The sequence below is a fragment of the Streptomyces sp. NPDC093568 genome (assembly GCF_044764945.1).
In the GTDB taxonomy this organism is placed as follows: domain Bacteria; phylum Actinomycetota; class Actinomycetes; order Streptomycetales; family Streptomycetaceae; genus Streptomyces.
On sequence record NZ_JBIWJD010000003.1, the window covers coordinates 714792 to 735590 of the forward strand.

Annotated in this window: 18 protein-coding genes; 9 read left to right on the forward strand and 9 right to left on the reverse strand. The window is 68.9% G+C overall.

The window, feature by feature from the left end; genetic code table 11:
- Positions 1-12: 12 nt before the first annotated feature.
- From ACIRD7_RS17270 to ACIRD7_RS17285, 4 genes are all read right to left on the reverse strand, one after another.
- Positions 13-1281 carry an MFS transporter gene (locus ACIRD7_RS17270; RefSeq protein WP_403453758.1) on the reverse strand — a complete coding sequence of 423 codons (1269 nt, stop codon included), beginning with the start codon at positions 1279-1281 and terminating at the stop codon, positions 13-15.
- Positions 1282-1418: 137 nt separating this feature from the next.
- The gene (locus ACIRD7_RS17275; RefSeq protein WP_403453760.1) at positions 1419-2138 is read right to left on the reverse strand and encodes a GntR family transcriptional regulator; all 720 of its coding nucleotides are present in this window, start codon (positions 2136-2138) and stop codon (positions 1419-1421) included.
- A gap of 155 nt (positions 2139-2293) precedes the next feature.
- Complete coding sequence (locus tag ACIRD7_RS17280) at positions 2294-3544, reverse strand: exo-alpha-sialidase (RefSeq protein ID WP_403453762.1); 1251 nt, start codon at positions 3542-3544, stop codon at positions 2294-2296.
- A 215-nt stretch (positions 3545-3759) separates the two neighbouring features.
- The gene (locus tag ACIRD7_RS17285) at positions 3760-4725 is read right to left on the reverse strand and encodes a LysR substrate-binding domain-containing protein (protein WP_403453764.1); all 966 of its coding nucleotides are present in this window, start codon (positions 4723-4725) and stop codon (positions 3760-3762) included.
- Between the two features lie 236 nt (positions 4726-4961).
- Here ACIRD7_RS17285 and ACIRD7_RS17290 point away from each other — a divergent pair, with 236 nt between their 5' ends.
- The 5 genes from ACIRD7_RS17290 to ACIRD7_RS17310 all read left to right on the forward strand — a co-directional run bounded on the left by ACIRD7_RS17290 (position 4962) and on the right by ACIRD7_RS17310 (position 10172).
- Positions 4962-6089 carry a tartrate dehydrogenase gene (locus ACIRD7_RS17290; RefSeq protein WP_403453765.1) on the forward strand — a complete coding sequence of 376 codons (1128 nt, stop codon included), beginning with the start codon at positions 4962-4964 and terminating at the stop codon, positions 6087-6089.
- Between the two features lie 81 nt (positions 6090-6170).
- Positions 6171-7442, forward strand: coding sequence for an MFS transporter (locus tag ACIRD7_RS17295; protein ID WP_403453767.1), 1272 nt, complete (start codon positions 6171-6173; stop codon positions 7440-7442).
- Positions 7443-7483: 41 nt separating this feature from the next.
- Entirely contained in the window at positions 7484-8449 is a 966-nt protein-coding gene (locus ACIRD7_RS17300) for a phosphoglycerate dehydrogenase (protein ID WP_403453769.1), read from the forward strand.
- A gap of 15 nt (positions 8450-8464) precedes the next feature.
- Positions 8465-9850 carry an acyclic terpene utilization AtuA family protein gene (locus tag ACIRD7_RS17305; RefSeq protein WP_403453770.1) on the forward strand — a complete coding sequence of 462 codons (1386 nt, stop codon included), beginning with the start codon at positions 8465-8467 and terminating at the stop codon, positions 9848-9850.
- Positions 9843-10172, forward strand: coding sequence for a DUF4387 domain-containing protein (locus tag ACIRD7_RS17310; protein ID WP_403453772.1), 330 nt, complete (start codon positions 9843-9845; stop codon positions 10170-10172). Before ACIRD7_RS17305 ends, ACIRD7_RS17310 begins: the two co-directional genes overlap by 8 nt.
- A gap of 34 nt (positions 10173-10206) precedes the next feature.
- Here the strand turns inward: ACIRD7_RS17310 and ACIRD7_RS17315 are convergent, their stop codons facing one another.
- Positions 10207-11019 carry an SAM-dependent methyltransferase gene (locus ACIRD7_RS17315; RefSeq protein ID WP_403453774.1) on the reverse strand — a complete coding sequence of 271 codons (813 nt, stop codon included), beginning with the start codon at positions 11017-11019 and terminating at the stop codon, positions 10207-10209.
- Positions 11020-11279: 260 nt separating this feature from the next.
- Between ACIRD7_RS17315 and ACIRD7_RS17320 the strand changes: the two genes are divergently transcribed.
- Positions 11280-12920, forward strand: a complete 1641-nt coding sequence (locus ACIRD7_RS17320; RefSeq protein WP_403453777.1) for a GMC oxidoreductase — start codon at positions 11280-11282, stop codon at positions 12918-12920.
- 85 nt (positions 12921-13005) lie between these two features.
- Here the strand turns inward: ACIRD7_RS17320 and ACIRD7_RS17325 are convergent, their stop codons facing one another.
- A complete protein-coding gene (locus ACIRD7_RS17325; RefSeq protein WP_403453779.1) occupies positions 13006-13494 on the reverse strand; it encodes a carboxymuconolactone decarboxylase family protein in 489 nt (162 codons plus the stop codon).
- Positions 13495-13496: 2 nt separating this feature from the next.
- Positions 13497-14573, reverse strand: a complete 1077-nt coding sequence (locus ACIRD7_RS17330) for a dihydrodipicolinate reductase (RefSeq protein ID WP_403453781.1) — start codon at positions 14571-14573, stop codon at positions 13497-13499.
- 269 nt (positions 14574-14842) lie between these two features.
- On the opposite strand from ACIRD7_RS17330, the gene ACIRD7_RS17335 reads away from it, so the two are divergent.
- Together ACIRD7_RS17335 and ACIRD7_RS17340 are read left to right on the forward strand one after the other, a co-directional pair.
- Complete coding sequence (locus ACIRD7_RS17335) at positions 14843-16183, forward strand: ferric reductase-like transmembrane domain-containing protein (protein ID WP_403453782.1); 1341 nt, start codon at positions 14843-14845, stop codon at positions 16181-16183.
- Between the two features lie 142 nt (positions 16184-16325).
- Positions 16326-17771, forward strand: a complete 1446-nt coding sequence (locus ACIRD7_RS17340; RefSeq protein WP_403453784.1) for a glycoside hydrolase family 43 protein — start codon at positions 16326-16328, stop codon at positions 17769-17771.
- A gap of 16 nt (positions 17772-17787) precedes the next feature.
- On the opposite strand, the gene ACIRD7_RS17345 is transcribed toward ACIRD7_RS17340, so the two are convergent.
- On the reverse strand, positions 17788-18732 hold the full coding sequence (locus tag ACIRD7_RS17345; RefSeq protein WP_403453786.1) for an MIP/aquaporin family protein: 945 nt from the start codon (positions 18730-18732) through the stop codon (positions 17788-17790).
- 281 nt (positions 18733-19013) lie between these two features.
- Here ACIRD7_RS17345 and ACIRD7_RS17350 point away from each other — a divergent pair, with 281 nt between their 5' ends.
- A complete protein-coding gene (locus ACIRD7_RS17350; RefSeq protein ID WP_403453788.1) occupies positions 19014-19436 on the forward strand; it encodes a hypothetical protein in 423 nt (140 codons plus the stop codon).
- 42 nt (positions 19437-19478) lie between these two features.
- Here ACIRD7_RS17350 and ACIRD7_RS17355 read toward each other — a convergent pair whose 3' ends face one another.
- Complete coding sequence (locus ACIRD7_RS17355; protein WP_403453790.1) at positions 19479-20762, reverse strand: DUF3533 domain-containing protein; 1284 nt, start codon at positions 20760-20762, stop codon at positions 19479-19481.
- Positions 20763-20799 lie beyond the last annotated feature (37 nt).

Consider the following 20799-nt stretch of genomic DNA (forward strand, 5'->3'; position numbering starts at 1 on the left):
GGTCCGGGCAGGTCAGGCACTCGGCGTGACGCGGCGCGCCAGCCGGGTGAAGACGGCGAAGGTGATCGCGGCGAACAAGGCACCGTCGAGGAGCATGAACCGCCACCCCGTCACATCGACGGTGAAGCCGAGCAGCGCCGGGCCGAGCGCCGCGCCGGTCGACGACGCGACGGTGTACAGGCCGGTGTAGGTGCCCACGACATGCCTGCTGGGGGCGAGATCCCACAGCGCGACCAGGGCGTTCACTGCGAAGGTCGCGTACCCGATCGACGTGACGACCAGTGAGACGACCGTGCCGGGCACGGTGGGGGAGGCGAAGCCCATGAGCAGCCCGATGACGAACAGCCCTACGCCGAAACGGATCGCCCGTACCTGGCCCAGTCTTGACGAGGCGTAGGCGAGGGGGACGACGCACACCAGGAAGGCGACGGCGCCGGGCAGCGCGAGCCCGCCCGCCGCACCGCGGGACAGGCCGAGGGTCTCCGTGCCGTACGGGGTCATCAGTGCCCGCAGTGCGGACCACATGCCGGCGAAGCAGAAGATGCCGAGCATGAGCAGGGCTCGCGCGTGGGAGGGGTCGCGCACCATGTCCTTGACGATGGCCCAGGGCGACGAGAAGTCGGTCGGCTCGTCCTCTTCCTTCGTCTCGGTCACGGAGGTGGAGTGCCGGCGCCCGAGGAACCTCCACGAAGTGGTGAGGAGCACCAGCATGAGCACCGGCGGAAGCGCGAACGCCAGGGTGATGCTGCGGTCGACGAGGAGCAGGCTGATCAGGGCCGACACGACGATGGTGAGACTGACCCCCGCCTTCACGAAGCCCTGGGCCTTGCCCCGGTGCGCGGGCGGGAGGTAGTCGGAGACCAGCGTCTCGGTGACGCCCTTGAACGCGTTGGCCGTGGCCGCGAACGCGACGATGCAGAGCATCAGCGTGGGCAGGTCGCCGGTCCACGGGATCAGCGCGAAGGGCACCGAGGCCAGCGCGGCGCCGGTGAGGACGATCGCCCAGCGGCCCCTGCCGTCGCGAGCGCGCCGGTCGGACACGAAGCCCGTCCACGGCTGGATGAGGACGCCGAGCAGGTTGTCCATGCCCATGATGAGCCCTACCAGGCCCGCCGAGGTGAGGTACTGCCGCAGTTCGGCGGGGACTTGGGCGTCGTAGAAGTTCCAGACCGACTCCTGGGCGAAGACCGCGAGGGTCACCCACAGGACGGTGCTCGCGCTCATCCGCCCCGGTGAAGCGGGGGAGTTCTGGAGTGGGTGCGGTTGTGCGATCTCAGGCATGGCGGCTCCTTTGCCATATGCCATGGCAAGCGCGCCGGGTGGGAGGATCCGAGCGCCTGCAAGCGGCTCTGCTATTTGCTATAGCGTATTGAAGGTGGGCGACTCCCGCGAACGCGGCAGCGGCAGCCGCCCGGCTCTCAGGCCGGGAAACGCCCCGAGATCAGGGAGTCGCTGGATGCGGCGCTATGGGCGTTCATCAGCTCCGCCGCCCGGTCCCCGTCACCGGCGGCGATGGCGTCGTAGATGGCCCGGTGCTGGCGGTACCGCTCCTCCACCGCGCCGCGCCGGTCGCCGCCGACCTCGGCGAGGACCGTGCTGCGACGCTCGTCCGCACCGAAGGCGTCGACCATGTGCAGCATCTGGAGCAGCGTCGAGTTGCCGCTCGCCCGGTCGACGAGAATGTGGAACGTGCGCATGCAGTGCAGGATCTCCTGGATCAGCTCGCGCTCCTCGTCGCTGCCCGACTCGATGCCGTCCGCCTGACCGCGCAGACTGTCGGCCTTGTCGAGCAGCGCGCGCATCTCCCGCCGTTGTGCCGCCGTCGACTTCTCGGCGGCCAGCCGGGCGGCCAGCGCGCGCAGGGAGTCCCCGATCATGGTGAACTCCCGCAGCTCCTCCTCCGCGAACTTGGCGATGCGTACGGAGCGCGGCCCCGTCCGCTCGACCAGCCGGTCCTGCTCCAGGCGCCGCAGTGCCTCGCGCACCGGCGTCGCGCTGATGTCCAGTGACTCGGCAAGGCCTCGCTCGGTCACCTTCTGGCCCCGTTCGAGGCTGCCGGAGATGATCGCCTCGCGGATCGCCGTGTACGCCTGATCGCCGAGGGTCGCGGAGACCGTGAGGTGCGGAAGCTGTCCCATGTGCAGCACCGTATTTGCTACAGCATTATTTCTCAAGGGGGTCGCGCCCGGCGCTTCGGCATCCTTCCTCGGCGTTGACGGTGCTCCGCCCTCGGCCTCGACGAAGATCCGATCGAGGCCGAGGGGAGGAGCTCACGCGGGACGCCTTTCCACTGCTACGGCAGGCCGGCGGTCGCGAAGTACGCCCGGCACACCGTGCCCTCGAAGTCGGTGGCGATCTGAAGGAGCCGCCTGCCGTCCGCCGAGGGCAGGAGCGGTGAGCTGTAGTTCTGGCAGTAGTTCACGTCCGGGTTCGGCACGGTGACCGGCGAGGCGATCGCGGACCAGGCCCCGCTGCCGTTCCGCGAGTTGGTGAGGATCGTACGGCCGCTGCCCGCGGCGGGCGTGCCGTCCCGGTTGAGCAGGCGCTGCCCGATCAGCAGGATCCGCCCGTCGGACCCGCCGCCCGGCGTGGGCGCCCAGGCGATCGTCGGGGCGGCGCGGAAATACCTGCCGTCCGCCGTCTCGGGGCGGATGCCGAGGTTGGCGGGGTCGCCCCAGTTCCACCCGTCGGCGGAGGTCCGGTAGTGCACGACGCACTGGTACTGACCGCCGGGATTGCAGATCTCGTAGCTCATGAAGTACGTGCCGTTCGGTAGCCGTCGCACCACCGGCATGCCGGGCCGGTCGGGCGCCCAGGAGCTGGCCACGGTGCTGTGGTGGCCCTCCCATCGCACCCCGTCGTAACTCCGCGCGGCGACGAGCTTCTGGCTGTGCGCGGCGTCGGTCTCGTCGGCGTAATGGCAGACCAGGGCGCCGTCCGCCGCGATGGAGAACTCCGGTTCCCACAGCCCGCCCGTACCGCCCGCCACGGCGCAGGACGACAGATACGACCAGGTGCGGCCCACATCGTTGCTGCGCCAGATCCGCAGCGCCATACGGCGGTTCTGCTCGTCCTGGCCGACGGAGGCGGCCCACAGCAGGGTGCCGGCCGGCAGTGCGCCCACCTGCCGGGGCAGCTCGAACAGGGTGGAGCAGCAAAGGCCCTGGCCCGCCGCTGACTCGGGGTCGGCGACTCTGCCGACCTCGCGGAAGGTCGTTCCGGAGTCCGTGCTCTCGTGGATGGCGCCGATTCCGTTGTTGGCGTCGAAGGTGACGACGCTCGCGAGGACGCGGCCGTTGGCCGAGCCGTTGTGGGCGAGCCGAACGGTGCGCGGATACAGGCCCGTTCCGTCCCGCAGCGGTGTTCCGGTGGCCGTGAGGGCGGGCGCGGACGCCGTCACGGGGGAGGGTGCGGGGGCCGTCGCGTCCGCGGTCATGGGGGAGGTGGCGGCCGGGGTGGCCCACAGCAGGCTCAGTGCGCCGGCCAGCGCGAGCGCGAGGAGTCGATGCCGTCCGAGGGCATGCCGAAGTCGCAGGATCACCATGGTGTTCCTTCCGGGTGGGGGAGACGCGCGTCAGGCTAGAGCGGGATGTACATCGATGTAAACGGGCGGGACGGAAGCCGTTCCGCGAAAGCTGACCGGCCCTCGGCGCGGCGGCACAGGGAGACCGGCATGGCACAGGGAGACCGGCATGGCTCGGGGAGACCGGCATGGCCCGCCACGGCGGGGGCGCCCCGGCCCGGGGGGAAGGCCCCGTGCTACAGGACCCCGTACGTCTCCTGACGCCGATTGAGCCGGCGGGGGAGCCGCGCGGCGAGGAAGTCGATGAGCCTGCTGACCCGCTGTGGGATGTGCGTGTCGTCCTCGGTGAGGGCATAGATGTCCGCGGCCGGCGTCGGCACGTCCGGCAGTACATGGACGAGCTCTCCGCGGTCGAGATGCGGCCCGACGTGCCACTCCGAACGCATGATGATGCCCCGCCCTTCCAGGGCCCACCCGGTCACCACGTCACCGTCGTTGCTGGACAGGCTGCCGCGGACGCGGATGTGCCGGGTTCCGGCCGTGTCCCCGAAGCGCCACAGTGCGAAGTCGCTCTCGTTCTCGCGCAGCACGATGCAGTCGTGCCCGGCCAGGTCCTCGACGCTCGTGGGTGTGCCGTGCCGGGCGAGATAGGACGGCGCCGCACACGGCACCCGCCGGTTCTCGGCGAGGCGGCGCATGCGCAGCGACGAGTCGGGCGGGGTGCCCACATGGACGGCCACGTCGAACTCGCGCCGATGGGGCCGCAGCGGAAGCGCCGAGGTCTGGAGCCGGACGTGCAGGTCCGGGTGGGCCTGCGCGAACTCGCCCAGCAGCGGGGCCAGGTGTGCGCGCCCGAGGCCGAGCGTGGCCTCGACGATCAGCGAACCGCGCAGCCCGCCCGACCGGTCGGTGATCGAGTCCTCCAGCTCGCGGACCTGGTCGAGGATCGTCGCCACGCGCGCCGCGTACAGCTCGCCCTCCGAGGTCAGCACGAGTCGCCGGGCCCCTCGCTGCACGAGCCGCACGTCGAGCCGGCGCTCCAGGGCGCTGAGGCGCTTGCTGACGACCGGCAGAGAACAGCCGAGCTCCCGAGACGCCGCCGTGAGTGTCTCGCTCGACGCGACGACCTGGAAGAACTCCAGGTCGTCCAGGGGCGAGCGGTTCTTGCTGCCCGGCTGCCCGGGACGGCGGAGGCTTTCCACCCGGGAAAGCCTACCTTTCCGTCCACGGCCTTGTTGCGGGTATCTCGGCTGGCCAGGGTGGTCCCAGGTCGTGAGCGGGACGCACGCCCCACCCGTCCGGCGTCCCCATCACCGGTCGACGCCGTCCCAACCGCATGTACCGCATGTACCGCATGTGCTGCCTGGGCTTCATGCGCCTCATGCGTCTCATGCGCTTCATGCGCTTCATGCGTGTCGTGTGCTGAGGAGAGAGATTCGTGCCGCAGAGTTACCGCATCGCAGCGATTCCGGGCGACGGGATCGGCCGAGAGGTCGTCCCCGAGGGCCTGAGAAGTCTGCATTCAGCCGCCGAGGTGCACGGGTTCTCCCTCGACGTCACCGAGTTCGACTTCGCCAGCGCCGACTACTGGCTGCGCCACGGCACGATGCTCCCCGAGGACTGGCGGGACGTCCTCGGCGGTTTCGACGCGATCTTCTTCGGCGCGGTCGGTCGGCCCGAGGTCGTCCCCGACCACGTCTCGCTGTGGGGCAGCCTGTTGCAGTTCCGGCGGGGTTTCGACCAGTACGTCAACCTCCGACCGGTCCGGCTGCTGCGCGGCGTACGCAGTCCACTGCGCGACCACGGGCCCGGCGACATCGACTTCTACGTCGTCCGCGAGAACACCGAGGGGGAGTACTCCAGCATCGGCGGCCGGATCTTCGAGGGCACCGAGCGCGAGACGGTCATTCAGGAGACCGTCATGACCCGGACCGGCGTCGACCGGGTGCTGCGCTACGCCTTCGAACTCGCCGCCGCCCGCCCCCGCAAGCACCTCACCTGGGCGACGAAGAGCAACGGCATCTCGATCTCCATGCCCTACTGGGACGAGCGCGCCGCAGAGATGGCAAAGCAGTACCCCGATGTGAGCGCCGACAAGGACCACATCGACATCCTGACGGCCAAGTTCGTCCTGAAGCCCGACCAGTACGACGTGGTCGTCGCGAGCAACCTCTTCGGCGACATCCTGTCCGACCTGGGCCCCGCCTGCACCGGCACGATCGGTATCGCCCCCAGCGCCAACATCAACCCCGACCGCACCTTCCCCAGCCTGTTCGAACCGGTCCACGGATCGGCGCCGGACATCGCGGGCCTCGGCATCGCCAACCCGGTCGGTCAGATCTGGAGCGGCGCGATGATGCTCGACCATCTCGGCGAGCACGAGGCAGCCGCCCACGTGGTCGCCGCCATCGAGACCGTTCTCGGCGAACAGCCCGACGCGGTCACCCCTGACCTCGGTGGCCCCGGCACCACCGTGGGGCTGGGCAAGGCCATCGCCGCCCAGCTCGGTCGCGGATCCGGCCCGGACCGGCTCAGTGCCATCGGCGACGTGGCCGCCACCGAGTAGGGCGAGCCGCCGCCGAACCCCCGCTCCAAGCACTTCATCCGACAGCCGCCAACCCGGCGGCGGCGCGAAGGGACGACCCTCATGACGACGACGTCGGCAGGGCAGCGCTCAAGAACCCGGAGCATCACATTCCTGGTCGCTCTCGCGGTCTTCGCGCAGGAGTCGACCTGGAACTTCTACGAATCCCAGGTACCGCCCCTCCTGCGGGAGCACATCGGCAGCGCGGCCGTGGTGGGTGTGCTGATGGGCATGGACAACCTGCTGGGCATCTTCGTCCAGCCCTGGATCGGCAACCGCTCGGACCGCACCCGCACCGCCTGGGGCCGCCGTATCCCGTATCTGGTCGTCGGCATGCCGATCGCGGCCGCGCTGTTCGTCGTCATCCCGCACACCGCGGCCTCCCTGCCGCTGCTGATCGCGGTGATGTTCGTCTACGCGCTGGTCGCCAACACCTTCAAACCCATCGCCGAGGCGCTGGTCCCCGACTTCATCGCGCCCGAACGACGCAGCCGTGCCAACGCCGTGGTCAAGATCGCGACCAGCCTGACGGCCATCGTCGCCGCGCTGATCAGCATCTTCCTCGTCGACGACCATCTGAACATCGCCTTCGCGATACCCGCGGCCATCATGGCGGTGTCCATCGTGGTGCTCGGCGTCACCGTGCGCGACAGCAGGTCCCCGGCCTACCAGCAGGTCCTGGCCGAGAGCCGCACGGAGCCTGCCGACAGCAGGGCGCCGCGAGTCCGCGACACCTTCGTCGAGATCATCGGGGACCGGGACCGCAGCAGGCTCCTGCTCCTCGCCGCCATCCTCCTCTTCGGCAGCGCCTGGGCCGCGTCACGGTCACTGATCACGCCGTACGGCATGGAGGCACTGGACATGTCGCGCGGCGACGCCGGCGGCCTCACACTGCCGAGCGGTGTCGCCTTCATCCTGGCCGCCTACCCGGCCGCCCTGTTCGCCGAGCGCTGCGGACGGCTGCGCGCCATGGCCGTGGGCATGTCCGTCTTCGCGGGGGCCATGCTGCTCGGCACTGCCCTCCAGACACCGATGGGCGCAACGGTCGCCCTGTGCATCGCGGCCGCCGGAGCGAGCAGCTTCCTCGTCAACGCGGTCGTCGTCCTGTGGAACCTCGCCCCCTCGGCCAGAGTGTTCGGGACGTACGCCGGTATGTACACCGTGAGTTGGGCGGGCGGCGGCTTCCTCGGGCCTGCGCTGGTCGGGGGAATGGTCGACGTCAACGGGTGGTCCCTGATGCTGGTCGACATCGCCGCGATCGCCCTGCTGGCCATCGGCGTGATCGCCAGGATGGGCACCTTGCGGCGACGGTCCGCCCTGGCCCTCGCGAAATGACCGGACCGCCGCGCAGCACGACAGCCAGAAACGAGGACCGTGTGCCCCGCATCCTGATCACCACGGACTATCTGCGCCCCGGCGACGAGGTCGACGCCCGCCTCCGCGCCCACGGCCACACCACCGTCCACGCACCCATGCTCGGGCGCCGCGACCCCGAGCAACTCGTCGCAGCCCTTGACGGCATCGACGCCGCCCTCGTCGCGAACGAGCCTCTCACCGCCGACGTCCTCTCCCGGGCGCCCCGGCTGAGGGCCGTCGTCCGGACCGGAGTCGGCTACGACTCCGTCGACATCGTCGCCGCGGCCGAGCTCGGGATCACGGTGAGCAACCTGCCGGGCGTCAACGCCAACGCCGTTGCCGAGTACACCCTCGGCCTGCTGCTCGCCGCAGCGCGCCGACTCGTACAGAGCGCGATGGGCGTCGCCGCCGGCAACTGGCCCAGGGAGGACGGTCACGAACTGCGCGGCTCGAGTCTCGGCCTGCTCGGGTACGGCGCGGCTGCCCGGGCTGTCGTACCGCTGGCGCGGGCGTTCGGGATGCGGGTGCTCTGCACCACGGGCGTGCCGGAGAAGGAGCGCGCCGATCCGCAGGTTCGCTTCGTCACGCTGCCCGAACTGCTGGCGGAGTCCGACTACGTCTCCGTGCACACGGCGTTGACCGAGCGCACCCGAGGCCTCCTCGACGCGTCCGCCTTCCGCCTGATGAAGCCGACCTCGGTGCTCATCAACACCGCCCGCGGAGCCGTCGTGGACGAGCGGGCACTCGCGGACGCCGTACGCACCGGCCGGATCGCCGGGGCGGCACTCGACGTCGTGAGCGAGGAGCCGCTCGCAGCGGACAGCCCCTTGAGGGGTGTCGAGGGGATCGTCGTCTACTCCCACCTTGCGGGACAGACCGCCGAAGCCCGGACGGCCACGGGCCTCGAGGGCGCGGCCGAGGTGATGGCCGCACTGGCCGGGCGGCCACGTTTCGCGGTCAACGCCCACCTGCTGAAGACCCACTGACAAGGAATGAGGAACATGGACAAGGAACCGGTTGACTTCGTCACGGTCATGGCGCCGACCGGCATGCTCGGAGCCGGCTTCCCCGAGGCCACGATCGAGCGCGGCCTGCGCCTCGGCGCCGACGTGATCTCCGTCGACGGCGGCAGCACCGACTCCGGCCCCTACTACCTCGGCGCCTCCCAGCCCAAGACCACTCGTGCCGCCGTCGCCCGGGACCTGCGCATGCTGCTGAAAGCAGCGGCACGTGCCGACATCCCGCTGATCGTGGGTTCCTGCGGCACCAGCGGCACCGACAACGGCGTCGACTGGGTCGCGGGAATCGTGGCCGACGTCCAGGCGGAGGAGGGGCTGAGCCTCCGCGTCGCGCGGATCTACAGCGAGCAGGACTCCGCCGACCTGAAGGAACGCCTCGACGCAGGTCAGATCCACGCACTGCCTCCCGCGGAGGAGCTGCGGCCGGAGATACTCGAGAGCTGCACGCACATCGTGGGCGTGATGGGACACGAGCCGATCGTCGCCGCGATCTCGGCGGGCGCCCAGGTCGTGCTCGCCGGCCGTGCCACCGACACCGCCATCGCCGCCGCCGTCCCCCTCATGAAGGGGATGCCGGCCGGGCCGTCGTGGCACGCCGCCAAGATCATCGAATGCGGAGGGCAGTGCACCACCGACCCGCGCTCCGGCGGCGTACTCGCCACCATCGACGCCAACGGGTTCTCCATCGAACCGCTGTCCACGACCGCCGCCTGCACACCGAACCTCGTCGCCGCGCACATGCTCTACGAGACCGCGAATCCGTTCCGGATGCGCGAGCCCGACGGCACTCTGGACGTAAGTGACGCCACGTACACCGCAGTCGACGAGACGGCCGTGCGCGTCGAGGGTTCCCGATTCCATGTCGCCGACCAGCACACCATCAAGCTCGAAGGCGCCCGGATCACCGGCTACGAAACGATGTCCTTCACCGGGATCCGGGATCCGCACATCCTCTCGGCCATCGACGACTGGGCCGCTCTCCTCCGCACGATGATCAAGCAGCGAGTGGTGCAGACGATCGGCCTGACCGACGACCAGTACGCCTTCGACGTCCGCCTCTACGGCTACAACGCCGTGCTGGGGGACCTCGACCCGGCTGAGGGCCCGCCCCGCGAGGTCGGCGTCATGCTTCTGGTCAACGCGCCGGACCAGGCCACCGCGACAGCCGTCGCGAAGATCGCCAATCCGCTGATGCTCCACCTGCCGACGCCCGACATGAACTACCTGCCGAGCCTCGCCTTCGCCACTTCGCCTGCCGAGATCGAGCGTGGTGCCGCATACGAGTTCGTGCTCCATCACGTCGTCGACAGCCGTACCCCCACCGACATGTTCCGGACCGAATTCGAGGAGGCCACGCGACGTGACTGAGACGACCCCTACCACCCTCGCGGACCTCGCACACGAGATCCGGTCCAAGAACGCCGGCCCGTTCTGGGTCACCATGGAGTTGTTCATGCGTGATGCGGACGGATACCGCATCGCCGCGGACGAGTCCTTCCTCAACGAGCGGACCGTCGCCCGGCTCTACGACGTCGAGGAGTCCGGCATCCAGATATTCCGGATCCCCTCGCTGAACGTCGTCAAGATCTCCTTCCCGCGCCCCGTAAGTCAGGCCTCGCTCCTCGACCGTGACATCCACTCGGGCCAACACCATGTGCCGCTGGCGGTGTTGCCCGTACCGACCCTCTGAGCAGGAGGCCGATGCGTCCGTCCCGGTCCGTCGGCTATCCCTTCCGGGCGAGTCCGCCGTGCTCGGCGACGACCTCCGGGGCGGACGGACCGGGCTCGGGACGCCACTGCGTCACCGATACGACGCCGGGATCGACGAGCTCCAGGCCGTCGAAGAACGTGGTGATCTCGTCGACGGTGCGCAGGTTGTAGGGGACGGCGCCGCTGCTGTTGTAGGCGTCCTGCGCCTGCTCGAAGACCGGGTCGATGCCGAGTGACCCGTCGTTGACGGAGAGGTAGCTGCCGGCGGGCAGGGCGTCCATCAGGCGCGTGACGATGGAGCGGGCCTGGTCGTGGTCCGCGATGTGGCCCAGGATGTTGCTGAGGATGAGCGCGGTGGGCCGCCCGAAGTCGAGTGTGTCCGCGGCGGCCGCGAGGATGCGGTCGGTGTCCCTGACGTCGGCGTCGACGTAGGCGGTCGCGCCCTCCCGGGTGGAGTAGAGCAGGGCGCGGGCGTGGGCGAGGACCATCGGGTCGTTGTCGACGTAGACGATCCGAGCCTCGGGCGCGAGCCGCTGGGCGACCTCGTGGGTGTTCTGCGCCGTCGGAAGGCCGGTCCCGATGTCCAGGAACTGCCGTATGCCCGCCTCGGAGACGAGGTACGTGATGTTGCGGCGCAGGAAGGCACGGCTGGAGCGCGCGATGGTGACGATGCCGGGGAAGACCGCGGTGTACGCGTCGCCGGCCTCCTCGTCGACACGGTAGTTGTCCTTGCCGCCGAGCCAGTAGTTCCAGATGCGCGCTGAGTGCGGAATCGACGCGTCGATCCTCGGCTTCGTCGGCTCCGGAGCTGCCGCGGGGTCACTCATGGGTCGCATCCGTCCTTCGGTCGAGGCGTGGATCACTCACTACCCAACCTATGCCCCAACACGCCCCGCACGTGAGCCAGTTGACACTTCCCGCGATCAGGACCTGCTGGAATTGATGCCGAAGAGGCGCGTGAGATATCGGATTATTTCTGATGCGGGGAATCCGATGGCAGTACTGAAGTTACCCGCAGGTTTCTCGTGACTTATTTCACGCCTGTGAGTAGAACTCGTTTCCGTTGTGTGAATGGAAGGAGAGCTACGTGGACTCAAGACCACTCGGCACGCAGGAAGAAGGAAGCCTTTCTCGTCGTCACTTCATTGGTAGAACAGGTTCTATTCTAGGTGCCGCGGCTCTCGGCGCAATCGACCTTCCGAACGCCGCCGCACTTCCGCAAGAGGCGGACGTGATCGAACCCGGTGCACAGGTCACCGCACTCGTCGTGGGCACCGGCTACGGAGGCTCCGTCACCGCACTCCGGCTCGCCCAGGCCGGTGTCGACGTCCACATGGTCGAGATGGGCATGGCCTGGGACACCCCGGGAACGGACGGCAAGATCTTCGCCAACACCACCAGTCCCGACTACCGGTCCTTCTGGCTTCGCACCCGGACCAAGCAGCCCCTGAGCAACTTCCTCGGCTTCCCGCTCGACCGGGACGTGCCCAAGTACACCGGCATCCTGGACGCCGAGGAGATGGGCGGCATCGTCGTCTACCAGGGGAGGGGAGTAGGGGGCGGCTCCCTCGTCAACGGCGGCATGGCCGTCACCCCCGAGCGCAGCCGCTTCCCCGCGGTGCTCCCGTCGGTCGACGCCGACGAGATGTACGACGTCTACTACCCGCGGGCCAATAGCACCCTCGGCGTCAACACCATCGACCCTGCCTGGTTCGAGACGACGGAGGCCTACAAGTACGCGCGCGTCGGCCGCAAGCACGCCCAACGCTCCAACTTCCGCTTCGTGTTCGTCCCCAACGTCTACGACTGGGACTACATGAAGCAGGAGGCCGCGGGAGCGGTGACCAAGTCGGCCCTGGCCGGCGAGATCCTCTACGGCAACAACCACGGCAAGAAGTCCCTGCCGAAGACCTACCTCGCGCAGGCCCGTGCGACCGGCCGGGTCGCCATCTCACCCCTGCACAGAGTCACGTCGGTGACACCGACCAGCGGCGGCTACACCGTCACCATCGAGCAGCTCGACACGAGCGGAGCCGTCACCACCACCAAGACCGTACGGGCGAGGCGCGTGTTCTTCGCCGCGGGCAGCGTCGGCACCAGCAAGCTCCTGGTCCGCCTGAAGGCGACGGGCGCGCTGCCCGGCCTCAACAACGAGGTCGGCAGCGGATGGGGCGAGAACGGCAACGTCATGTGCGGCCGGGCCAACCACCTGTGGGACCCGACCGGAGCGCTCCAGTCGTCGATTCCGACGGCGGGCATCGACAACTGGACGGCGGGCGGCGCGTTCGCCGAGGTGGCACCACTGCCCACCGGAATCGAGACCTGGGCGTCGTTCTACCTGTCCATCACCAACAACCCGCACCGCGGCCGGTTCACCTGGAACGCGGCGACGGGCAAGGTGGACCTGGACTGGCAGACCGCGTGGAAGCAGCCGTCGATCACCATGGCGAAATCCATCTTCGACAAGATCAACGCCACCGAAGGGACCATCTACCGCACGGACCTCTTCGGCGCCTACAAGATCTGGGGCGACCACCTCACCTACCACCCGCTCGGAGGGGCCGTCCTCGACAAGGCCACTGACAACTACGGTCGCCTGCACGGCCATCCGGGCCTGTATGTGATGGACGGTGCCCTGATCCCCGGCAACGTCAGCGTCAATCCCTTCGTCACCATCACCGCGCTCGCCGAGCGCAACATCGAGAAGATCGTCGCCGAGGACTTCTGACCGGTGCCGAGTCCGTCACCACCGCGTGCGGACAACTGTGGGCCGTGGCCGCTGCGCCCCGGCCCGCAGCCCTGAGCGCGCTACGTCAGGAACCGTGCGACGAAGGCAGCACACAGACACTGTCGATCCCGAGCACATGGTTGAGCCTGCCGAACGCGAGCCACGAGCCGATGCTCATGCTCAACTCCACGATCTCCGCCTGGCTGTAGTGGGCCTTCATCCGACCCCAGAACTCGTCGTCCAGGTGGTGATGGTCGAGCGCGTAACGCTCCGCGTACTCGGCGGCGAGCCGCGTCCGTACGTCGAACGAGTCCGTCGTACGCCACTCGGCGACCGCGTCCAGGAACCCCTCCTCGACCTTCTCCCCGTCGCGTTCGGTGCGCCAGTCCAGGCAGAAGACGCATCCGTTGATCTGCGCGATGCGCAGGCGGGCCGCCTCGAACTCGCGCAGTCCGAGGGTCGTGTACTGATACACGGAGAGGGAGAAGTTGCTGGCTGCCTGGCCGATCTCGGGCACGAGGTCGCCCCAGACGTAGGGGATGGGCTCGGCGCCCGGCGGGATGTCGATCTGCATGATCACTTCTTTCCCAGTCTGCCCACCGCGGGGCGCAGCGGGACGTCGAGTGCGTCGTAGAGACCCGGTCCGGCCTCGACGAGCCAGTCGATGGCGTTCACCAGACGGCCGGCCGCCGTCGCGTTGCCGCCGGCGGCCCTGTTCTCGCCCTCGTCCGTGGCCTCGACCGTGACCTCGATGCGGGGGCGCCCTTCGACGATCACACGGTGCGCGCCCGCTCCGCCGTCCGGCGGTACCGGCCAGTCCGTGGCGCAGTCGGCGTGAATACGGGTGACGTGCTCGACGACGATGCGGGGCTCGCCCGCCACCACGCCCCGCACCTCCAGCCGCACCGCACCCTGGGTACCGGCCGAGAACTCGCCCATCGTGTCGGTGACGACGGACGATTCGAGGGGGCGGCGCTCCAAGGCCTCCTCGATGCCGTCGAGTTCGACGCCCAGAGCCCGGGCCATCATCCTCAACTGCCCGCCCCAGATCATCGTCGGAATGCCCTCGGCGAGCATCAGCGGCTGGTAGTCCAGAGGGTGTCCCATGCCGATCAGGTCGCGAACGGCTCCCTCCTGGTCGTACGTCGAGTAGTCGAAGATCTCCTGGCAGCGGACGGCGTCGATGTCGGAGCCCAGCCCGCTGACCAGCAGCGGGAGCACGTCGTTGGCCCAACCGGGGTCCACGCCCGACACGAACAGCGAACCGCCCCCGGCCTCGGCGGAGGCGAGCAGCACCTCGCGTATCTCGTCCGGTGCGTTCGTGCAGTCGTACATGCCGTACAGGGACGGTGTGACCACCACCGCGCCGACGCGGAGCGCGCGGCTGACGTCCTCGATCGCGCCGTCCAGGCGGACGTCACCGGAAGCCGCGTACACGATCGCGCGGGGGCCCGCCGAGAGAACCCCGTCCACATCGTCCGTCGCCGCCACACCGAGGCGCCGGCCGAGTCCGCTGAGCTCGCCCGCGTCCTTGCCGACCTTGGCGGGACTCGACACCAGCACGGCCACGAGGCTGAGCATCGGGTGCGCCGCAACAGCCCGAATGGCCGCCCGCCCGACGTTGCCTGTGCCCCAAACCACCGTGGGAATCATGGCCGGAGGGTAACGATGCACCCCAAAACTTCCCATAGCCGTGCACGAGGAATCGGGCCCCGGTCGTACGGCCGGAAGCGCGCCGCGCGTCGCACACCGCCGAACGCACCAAATCGCGGTCAGATGGGACCGTTCCGGTATGAACGGAGCGGGCCGACCGGCCGTATTCTTACCCGATCGGGGTGGGTATCTGCCCGAATTCCTCGGTCTTCATGGGGTGTGTGAACACGGGTCGCGAGTACTGCGGCCTCGGGGGATGAGGGGGAATCATGACGGCGGCGAGCAACACGGTGCGAACGGGCACCATCCCTCCGGTAGATGCGGCGCGTTGGGCGATGTGGATGTTCGTCCTCGTCAACGTGGTGATCGTGGAAGCGCTGTTCCTCAGCGCCGGCTCGGGCAAGAACGGGGTGCTGACGGTCGCCAAGTTCTTCGGACTGCACGCGGCACTGCTCCTGCTCTTCCAACTGCTGCTGGTGGCCCGGCTGCCGTGGCTGGACCGCCGCATCGGGATGGACCGGCTGACGGTGTGGCACCGCTGGGTCGGCTTCACACTGCTGTGGACCGTCCTCACCCACGCGACGCTGGTGGTACTCGGCTACGCGACACTCGACGACGCCTCCATGGGGAAGACGTTCGTCGCGCTGAGCGGGGTGCCGGCCTCCCTGCTGGGCATGCTCGCCGCGGCCCTCCTCGTGGTGATCGCCACGATCTCCACCCGGCCCCTGCGACGCCGGCTGCGGTACGAGGTCTGGCACGGCCTGCACCTGCTGCTCTACGTCGCGCTGGGCCTGTCCTTCGTCCACCAGTTGCAGGAGACGACGACGTTCACGTCCTCCGCGTTCGCCACGGCCTACTGGTGGATCCTGTGGCTGTTCGCCTTCGGCGCGCTGCTGACCGGACGCGTCGTCATGCCGCTGTGGCGCAACGCCTACCACCAGTTCCGGGTCGCGGCCGTGGTGCCGGAGTCGGACAACGTGGTCTCCGTGTACGTCACCGGCCGGCACCTCGATAAACTCCCCGCCCGCGCCGGGCAGTTCTGCATCTGGCGGTTCCCCGGGCACAACCACTGGTGGCTGGCCAACCCCTTCTCGCTCTCGGCGGCGCCGGGCGCACAGGGACTGCGCCTCACGGCGAAAGCGGTGGGCAGTGCCAGCGCCGGCCTGCGGTACGTCCCGGTCGGCAGCCGCGCCTTCGTCGAGGGGCCGTACGGGGCGTTCACGTCGTTGCACCGGTCCCGGCCCGGCGCCCTGCTGATCGCGGGCGGCGTGGGGATCACGCCGGTACGGGCCATGCTGGAGGAGCAGACGGGCGGCGACGTAGTCGTGCTGTACCGGGTGCGCAGCGAGGCCGACGCCGTACTGCTCGACGAGGTCCGGCACTTGCTGGCGCTTCGGGGCGGACGACTGCACCTGCTCACCGGCAGGACCGGCCAGAACGGCGTCCCGCCGTTCGGCCCGGGCATCCTGCACCAGCTGGTCCCCGACATCACCGCACGCGACGTGTACGTCTGCGGCCCGCCGGCCATGACCCGGGCCGTGCTCTCGGGCCTACGGGACCTGCGGGTCCCCGCGCGACAGGTGCACGCGGAGAGGTTCGGCCTGGCCTGACCCGGGGGGAGGGGCGCGACGTCGAGGCCGCCGTTCTTCAGGCTGACCGACCGTCACCGCCCTTCTCCCGCCGCACTCTTTACATCGATGTAACCCCTGTGGTGCCATGGCCAACCGTCATCGGTTCCTCTAGGGAGCGCCCATGCGTGCTCGTTCCGTCACCACCGTGGTGACCGCCCTGGTCGCCCTGCTGGCCAGCCTGATCTGGGTACCGCAGGCCACCGCCACCGACCGCACAGCTGCCGCGGCCGCGGCAGTGGGAACCTTCCGCAACCCGCTCAACACCGGACCTGACCCGTTCCTGACGTACGCGAACGGGGCCTACCACCTCACCACCACGCAGGGCGACAGCATCAAGATGTGGCGCTCCGCCTCACTGAGCACCCTGTTCTCCGCCGACCCGATCACGGTGTGGAGGGACACCGACGCCTCACGCAACCAGCACATCTGGGCCGCAGAGTTCTACCGCTTCGACAACCGCTGGTACATGTACTACACGGCCGACGACGGAGTGGACGACCACCACCGGCTGTACGTCCTCGAATCGCAGGCCGACGATCCGACGGGGCCGTACCGCTTCAAGGCGAAGCTCGCCCCGCCCAACCACGCCGACGACTTCGCCATCGACCCCGGAATCCTCCAGCACAACGGCAAGCTCTACCTCGCCTACAGCGGCATCAACGCCTACCAGCACAACGGCCTGAACATCGCGCCCATGGCGAACCCCTACACCGTCTCCGGCAACGCCATCGCCCTCGACGGAGCCGGAGGCTGCCCGGAGGTCCGTGAGGGCCCCGAGTTCCTGTACCGCAACGGCCGTACCTGGATGACGTACTCGGCCTGCGACACCGGCAAGCCCGACTACCAGGTGTGGATGATGTCCCTGCCCAACGGCGCCGACCCCTTGGTGCCCGGCAACTGGACCCAGCACAGCGGGCCCGTCTTCTCACGCAACGACGCCAGGGGCGTGTTCGGACCCGGCCACCACGCCTTCTTCCGTTCCCCCGACGGGACGCAGGACTGGATCATCTACCACGCCAAGACCACGTCGGACTTCACCTACACCAACCGCACGACCCGCGCCCAGAAGATCGGCTGGCATGCCGACGGCAGCCCGGACCTCGGTACCCCGCTCGCGCTGGGTGCGACGCAGGACCTGCCGTCCGGCGACCCCGGATCCGGCAACCACTGGATCAACGACGACGGCCGTTCCAGCGGCAGCGGCACGGTGACGTACCAGGGTTCCTGGAATTCGGGCACGGGCTGCGCGGCGCAGTGCTTCTGGAGCGACGACCACTGGAGCGACCGGGCCGGCGACACCGCGACGTTCCGTTTCACCGGCACCAGGATCGCGCTGCTGTCCGTGAAGGACACGGGCAACGGCATCGCGGCCATCCGCGTCGACGGGGGAGCCCAACAACGCGTCGACTTCTACGGGGCGATCCGCACCGGTGAGACGCTCCAGTACCTCAGCCCACGCCTGCCGTACGGCGCGCACACGCTTCAGGTCCGCGTCACGGGTGAACGCAACTCCTCGTCCGGGGCGGCGTTCGTGAGCGTGGACCGTGCGGAGGTCTACACCGACTGATCCGTCAGGGCCGGCGCTATTCCTCGTCGGCGGTGGTGGGGAGCGTACGGCCGGGCTCCGGGCCCTCGCCCTTCAGGATGCGGGCGTGGAGCACGTCGCCGATGAAGAGGTCGTAGACCAGCACCCCGATCACACCCCCGATGAACGGCCCGACGATCGGAATCCACCAGTAGCCGCTGAACGCGCCGGGCAGGCTGCCTGGGAACGCCAGATCCTCCCAACCCGCCATCCAGGTGAACAGGCGCGGACCGAAATCGCGCGCCGGGTTGATGGCGTACCCCGCGTTCGCCCCGAAGGACATGCCGATGGCCGCCACCACGAAGCCGATCACCAGGGGGCCGAGATTCGCCTTCACGGCCGTGTTCCGCAGGTCGATGATCGCCACCACCAGCATGACCAGGAACGCCGTGCCGACCATCTGGTCGATCAGCGGACCCCAGATCCCGCCGTTGAAGTACGGGGCCGGGAAGGTGGCGAAGATCGAGAACGTCGCGAGTGTGTGCCCGCCGGTCTTGGGCCCCTCGACGGTGTCGTCGAAGGTGTTGATGGCGTCGTGATAGACGGCGTAGACCAGTGCCGCCCCGGCCAGGGCCCCGAGCACCTGTGACACCCAGTAGGGCACGACCTTGGCCCAGGGGAACCGGCGACGCACCGCGAAGGCCAGCGTCACCGCCGGGTTGATGTGGGCCCCGCTGACGCCGCCGGCCACGTAGATGCCGAGGATGACGGCCATGGCCCAGCCCCAGGTGATCAGCAGCCAGTCCCCGGCGCCGAGGAAGAACGTGGTGGGCCCCTCGGTGCGCCCGGAGCCGGGCAGCGCGGCCACCGCCATGGCCACCACGCCGGTTCCGAACGCGATGAGTACGAATGTTCCGAGGAACTCCGCCATGCATTCGCCCGGCAATCCCGCGCGTTGCCGGAATTTGGATGGCTTCACCAGAGGTTTGATCTCCAACGCCATGCGATCCTCCCAGGGCTCGCCGCGGTCACGTTCGTTCGAATGCGGTAGTCACGTGGTAACTCGGCTGATGAGCCGCTGCAACCGCACCGGATTTCCGCCGTTGGTGTAGCCAGGGGAGTGCTCTGTGCCATCCCTCCTCTGCCATTCCTTCTTTCGGCTCACGACCGTTTGCAACGTGCCAGAGGCTGTGGGTGGGGAGCGTCGTGCGGGGTGCTGGGCTGAGGTGCATCCTGAGAAGTGGGTCTGTCAGTCGGCGGCCTTTTCGAACGAAGGAGCAGGTCATGCCGTCCCTGCATTTTCATGTGAACTCCTCGATGACACCGTCCGAGGTGATGGGGGTACTGACCAATTTCAGCCCCTCCCGCGTCGAGGAATGGCCCTCCATCGACGCCGAGCACTTCCAGGTTCATGAGCGCGGAGACACCTGGGCCGAGGTCACCGAGGGAAATGACAAATCGTGGGAGCGCGCTCGCTACGAATGGGATCCGTCAGCGAATGAGGTCACGGTCACCACGCACGACTCGAAGCCCTTCGGTTCGGGTGGGTGGAAGTTCCATCTGACTCCCACGGATGACGGCACCCTCGTCGACGTCAGGCTCGAACGGCATCCCACCTCGCTCAAGGCGAAGATGCTGTCGCCGATCATCCCCTTCGCCGGGCCGGTGTTCCGCAAGTCCTTCAGGGAGCCCCTGCACACCACGTAGCCGCATCGCCGCCGACGCGAGCGGCCGCCGCCCACGGCCCGCTCAGGTCTCCTGGAGGACCAGGCGGTGCAGCCCCTTGCGGTCGTAGTAGCGGGTCATGGCGAAGCCGAAGAGCAGGGCGACGGCGAGGCCGATGGCGACCATGGTCCAGCCGCGCGTCAGGCCGGCGTCCGCGCGGGCGTCGAAGTAGAGGATGGCGCGCACGCCGTCCGTCACCGGGCGGAACGGTTCGAACAGGGCGAGGAAGCGGTAGAAGTCGGGGACGGCCTGGAGCGGGACCGTGGCTCCCGATGACGGGAGCGCCAGGGCGATGAACACGAACATGGACACCACCTGGCCGATTCCGCCGAAGGCCGCGTTGATGGCCTGCACGCCCAGGCCCACGGCCAGGCTCGCGCAGTACGAGAAGATCCACAGCAGCGGCAGATGTGATGCGTCCATGCCCAGAATGGCGACGGTCGTGACCATGGTCAGGCTGGTGGTGATCAGCGCGATGCCCGCGGTCATGATCATTTTCAGCAGCAGTGTCTGCGTACGGCTGATCGGGACCGTCGGACGTCGCGAGTGCCAGGGCCCGATCTCGTTGTCGGTGTAGCCCAGGCCCGCGTCGACGCCGTTGTTGATGATGTTGCCGCCCACGAAGGCGGTGAGCACCAGGAGCAGCGTGTAGTAGAAGGCGGTCAGACCCAGGCCGCTGTGGCGGCCGATCGGGTGACCCACCCGGGTGGTGACGGTGACCGGGTCGGTCAGGAGCACGCGGAGCGTCGAGTCGGAACCCCCGGCGCTCGTCCGGGCGGTCAGCTGACGGCCGATCTCCAGCGAGCTCCGGTGAGCGGCGCGCTGGGAGATCTGGCTGGCGAGCGAAGCGCCGAGGCTTCCCAGCCCAGGGTTCGTGAGGACGGTGAGGGTGGGCCGTTCCGTGGCGTCAGAGGTCGTCAGAGCCGCCACCGACCTGGTGAAGTCGGCCGGGATGACGAGGGCGCCGTAGATCTTGCCCTTCGCGAACTGCTCCCGCATCTGTACCTGGTTCAGCCTGCGCCACTGCACCGCGTTCGACGACGTCGATGCGACGATCGCCCGGCTCAGCTGTTCCCCCACGGGCTGCCGCTGTCCCGGCAGGGGCGGGCCCTGGTCCGTGTCGACCAAGGCGATCGGCAGATCGCGCAGGCTGCCGTTCGGATTGACGATGCCGCCCATGTAGAGGAGCGACAGGAACAGTGCCACCAGAACGCACAGGACGGTCGGCACCAACCAGAGCTTTCCGTTCCGCGCGACCACGACCGCGCGTGCGCGCGAAGGCTGCTGCCCGGACCCCGCTGATGTCATGGCGCTCCAGCCGGCTTCGATCCAGCGCTCGCGCCGG

Excerpts from the sequence above, each read along its gene's own strand:
- ACIRD7_RS17355 (WP_403453790.1), bottom strand. The coding sequence starts at position 20,762 with ATGACATCAGCGGGGTCCGGGCAGCAGCCTTCGCGCGCACGCGCGGTC.
- ACIRD7_RS17335 (WP_403453782.1), top strand. The coding sequence starts at position 14,843 with ATGACGGCGGCGAGCAACACGGTGCGAACGGGCACCATCCCTCCGGTA.
- ACIRD7_RS17330 (WP_403453781.1), bottom strand. The coding sequence starts at position 14,573 with ATGATTCCCACGGTGGTTTGGGGCACAGGCAACGTCGGGCGGGCGGCC.
- ACIRD7_RS17315 (WP_403453774.1), bottom strand. The coding sequence starts at position 11,019 with ATGAGTGACCCCGCGGCAGCTCCGGAGCCGACGAAGCCGAGGATCGAC.
- ACIRD7_RS17345 (WP_403453786.1), bottom strand. The coding sequence starts at position 18,732 with ATGGCGTTGGAGATCAAACCTCTGGTGAAGCCATCCAAATTCCGGCAA.
- ACIRD7_RS17295 (WP_403453767.1), top strand. The coding sequence starts at position 6,171 with ATGACGACGACGTCGGCAGGGCAGCGCTCAAGAACCCGGAGCATCACA.
- ACIRD7_RS17275 (WP_403453760.1), bottom strand. The coding sequence starts at position 2,138 with ATGGGACAGCTTCCGCACCTCACGGTCTCCGCGACCCTCGGCGATCAG.
- ACIRD7_RS17280 (WP_403453762.1), bottom strand. The coding sequence starts at position 3,544 with ATGGTGATCCTGCGACTTCGGCATGCCCTCGGACGGCATCGACTCCTC.
- ACIRD7_RS17350 (WP_403453788.1), top strand. The coding sequence starts at position 19,014 with ATGCCGTCCCTGCATTTTCATGTGAACTCCTCGATGACACCGTCCGAG.
- ACIRD7_RS17325 (WP_403453779.1), bottom strand. The coding sequence starts at position 13,494 with ATGCAGATCGACATCCCGCCGGGCGCCGAGCCCATCCCCTACGTCTGG.
- ACIRD7_RS17340 (WP_403453784.1), top strand. The coding sequence starts at position 16,326 with ATGCGTGCTCGTTCCGTCACCACCGTGGTGACCGCCCTGGTCGCCCTG.
- ACIRD7_RS17305 (WP_403453770.1), top strand. The coding sequence starts at position 8,465 with ATGGACAAGGAACCGGTTGACTTCGTCACGGTCATGGCGCCGACCGGC.
- ACIRD7_RS17270 (WP_403453758.1), bottom strand. The coding sequence starts at position 1,281 with ATGCCTGAGATCGCACAACCGCACCCACTCCAGAACTCCCCCGCTTCA.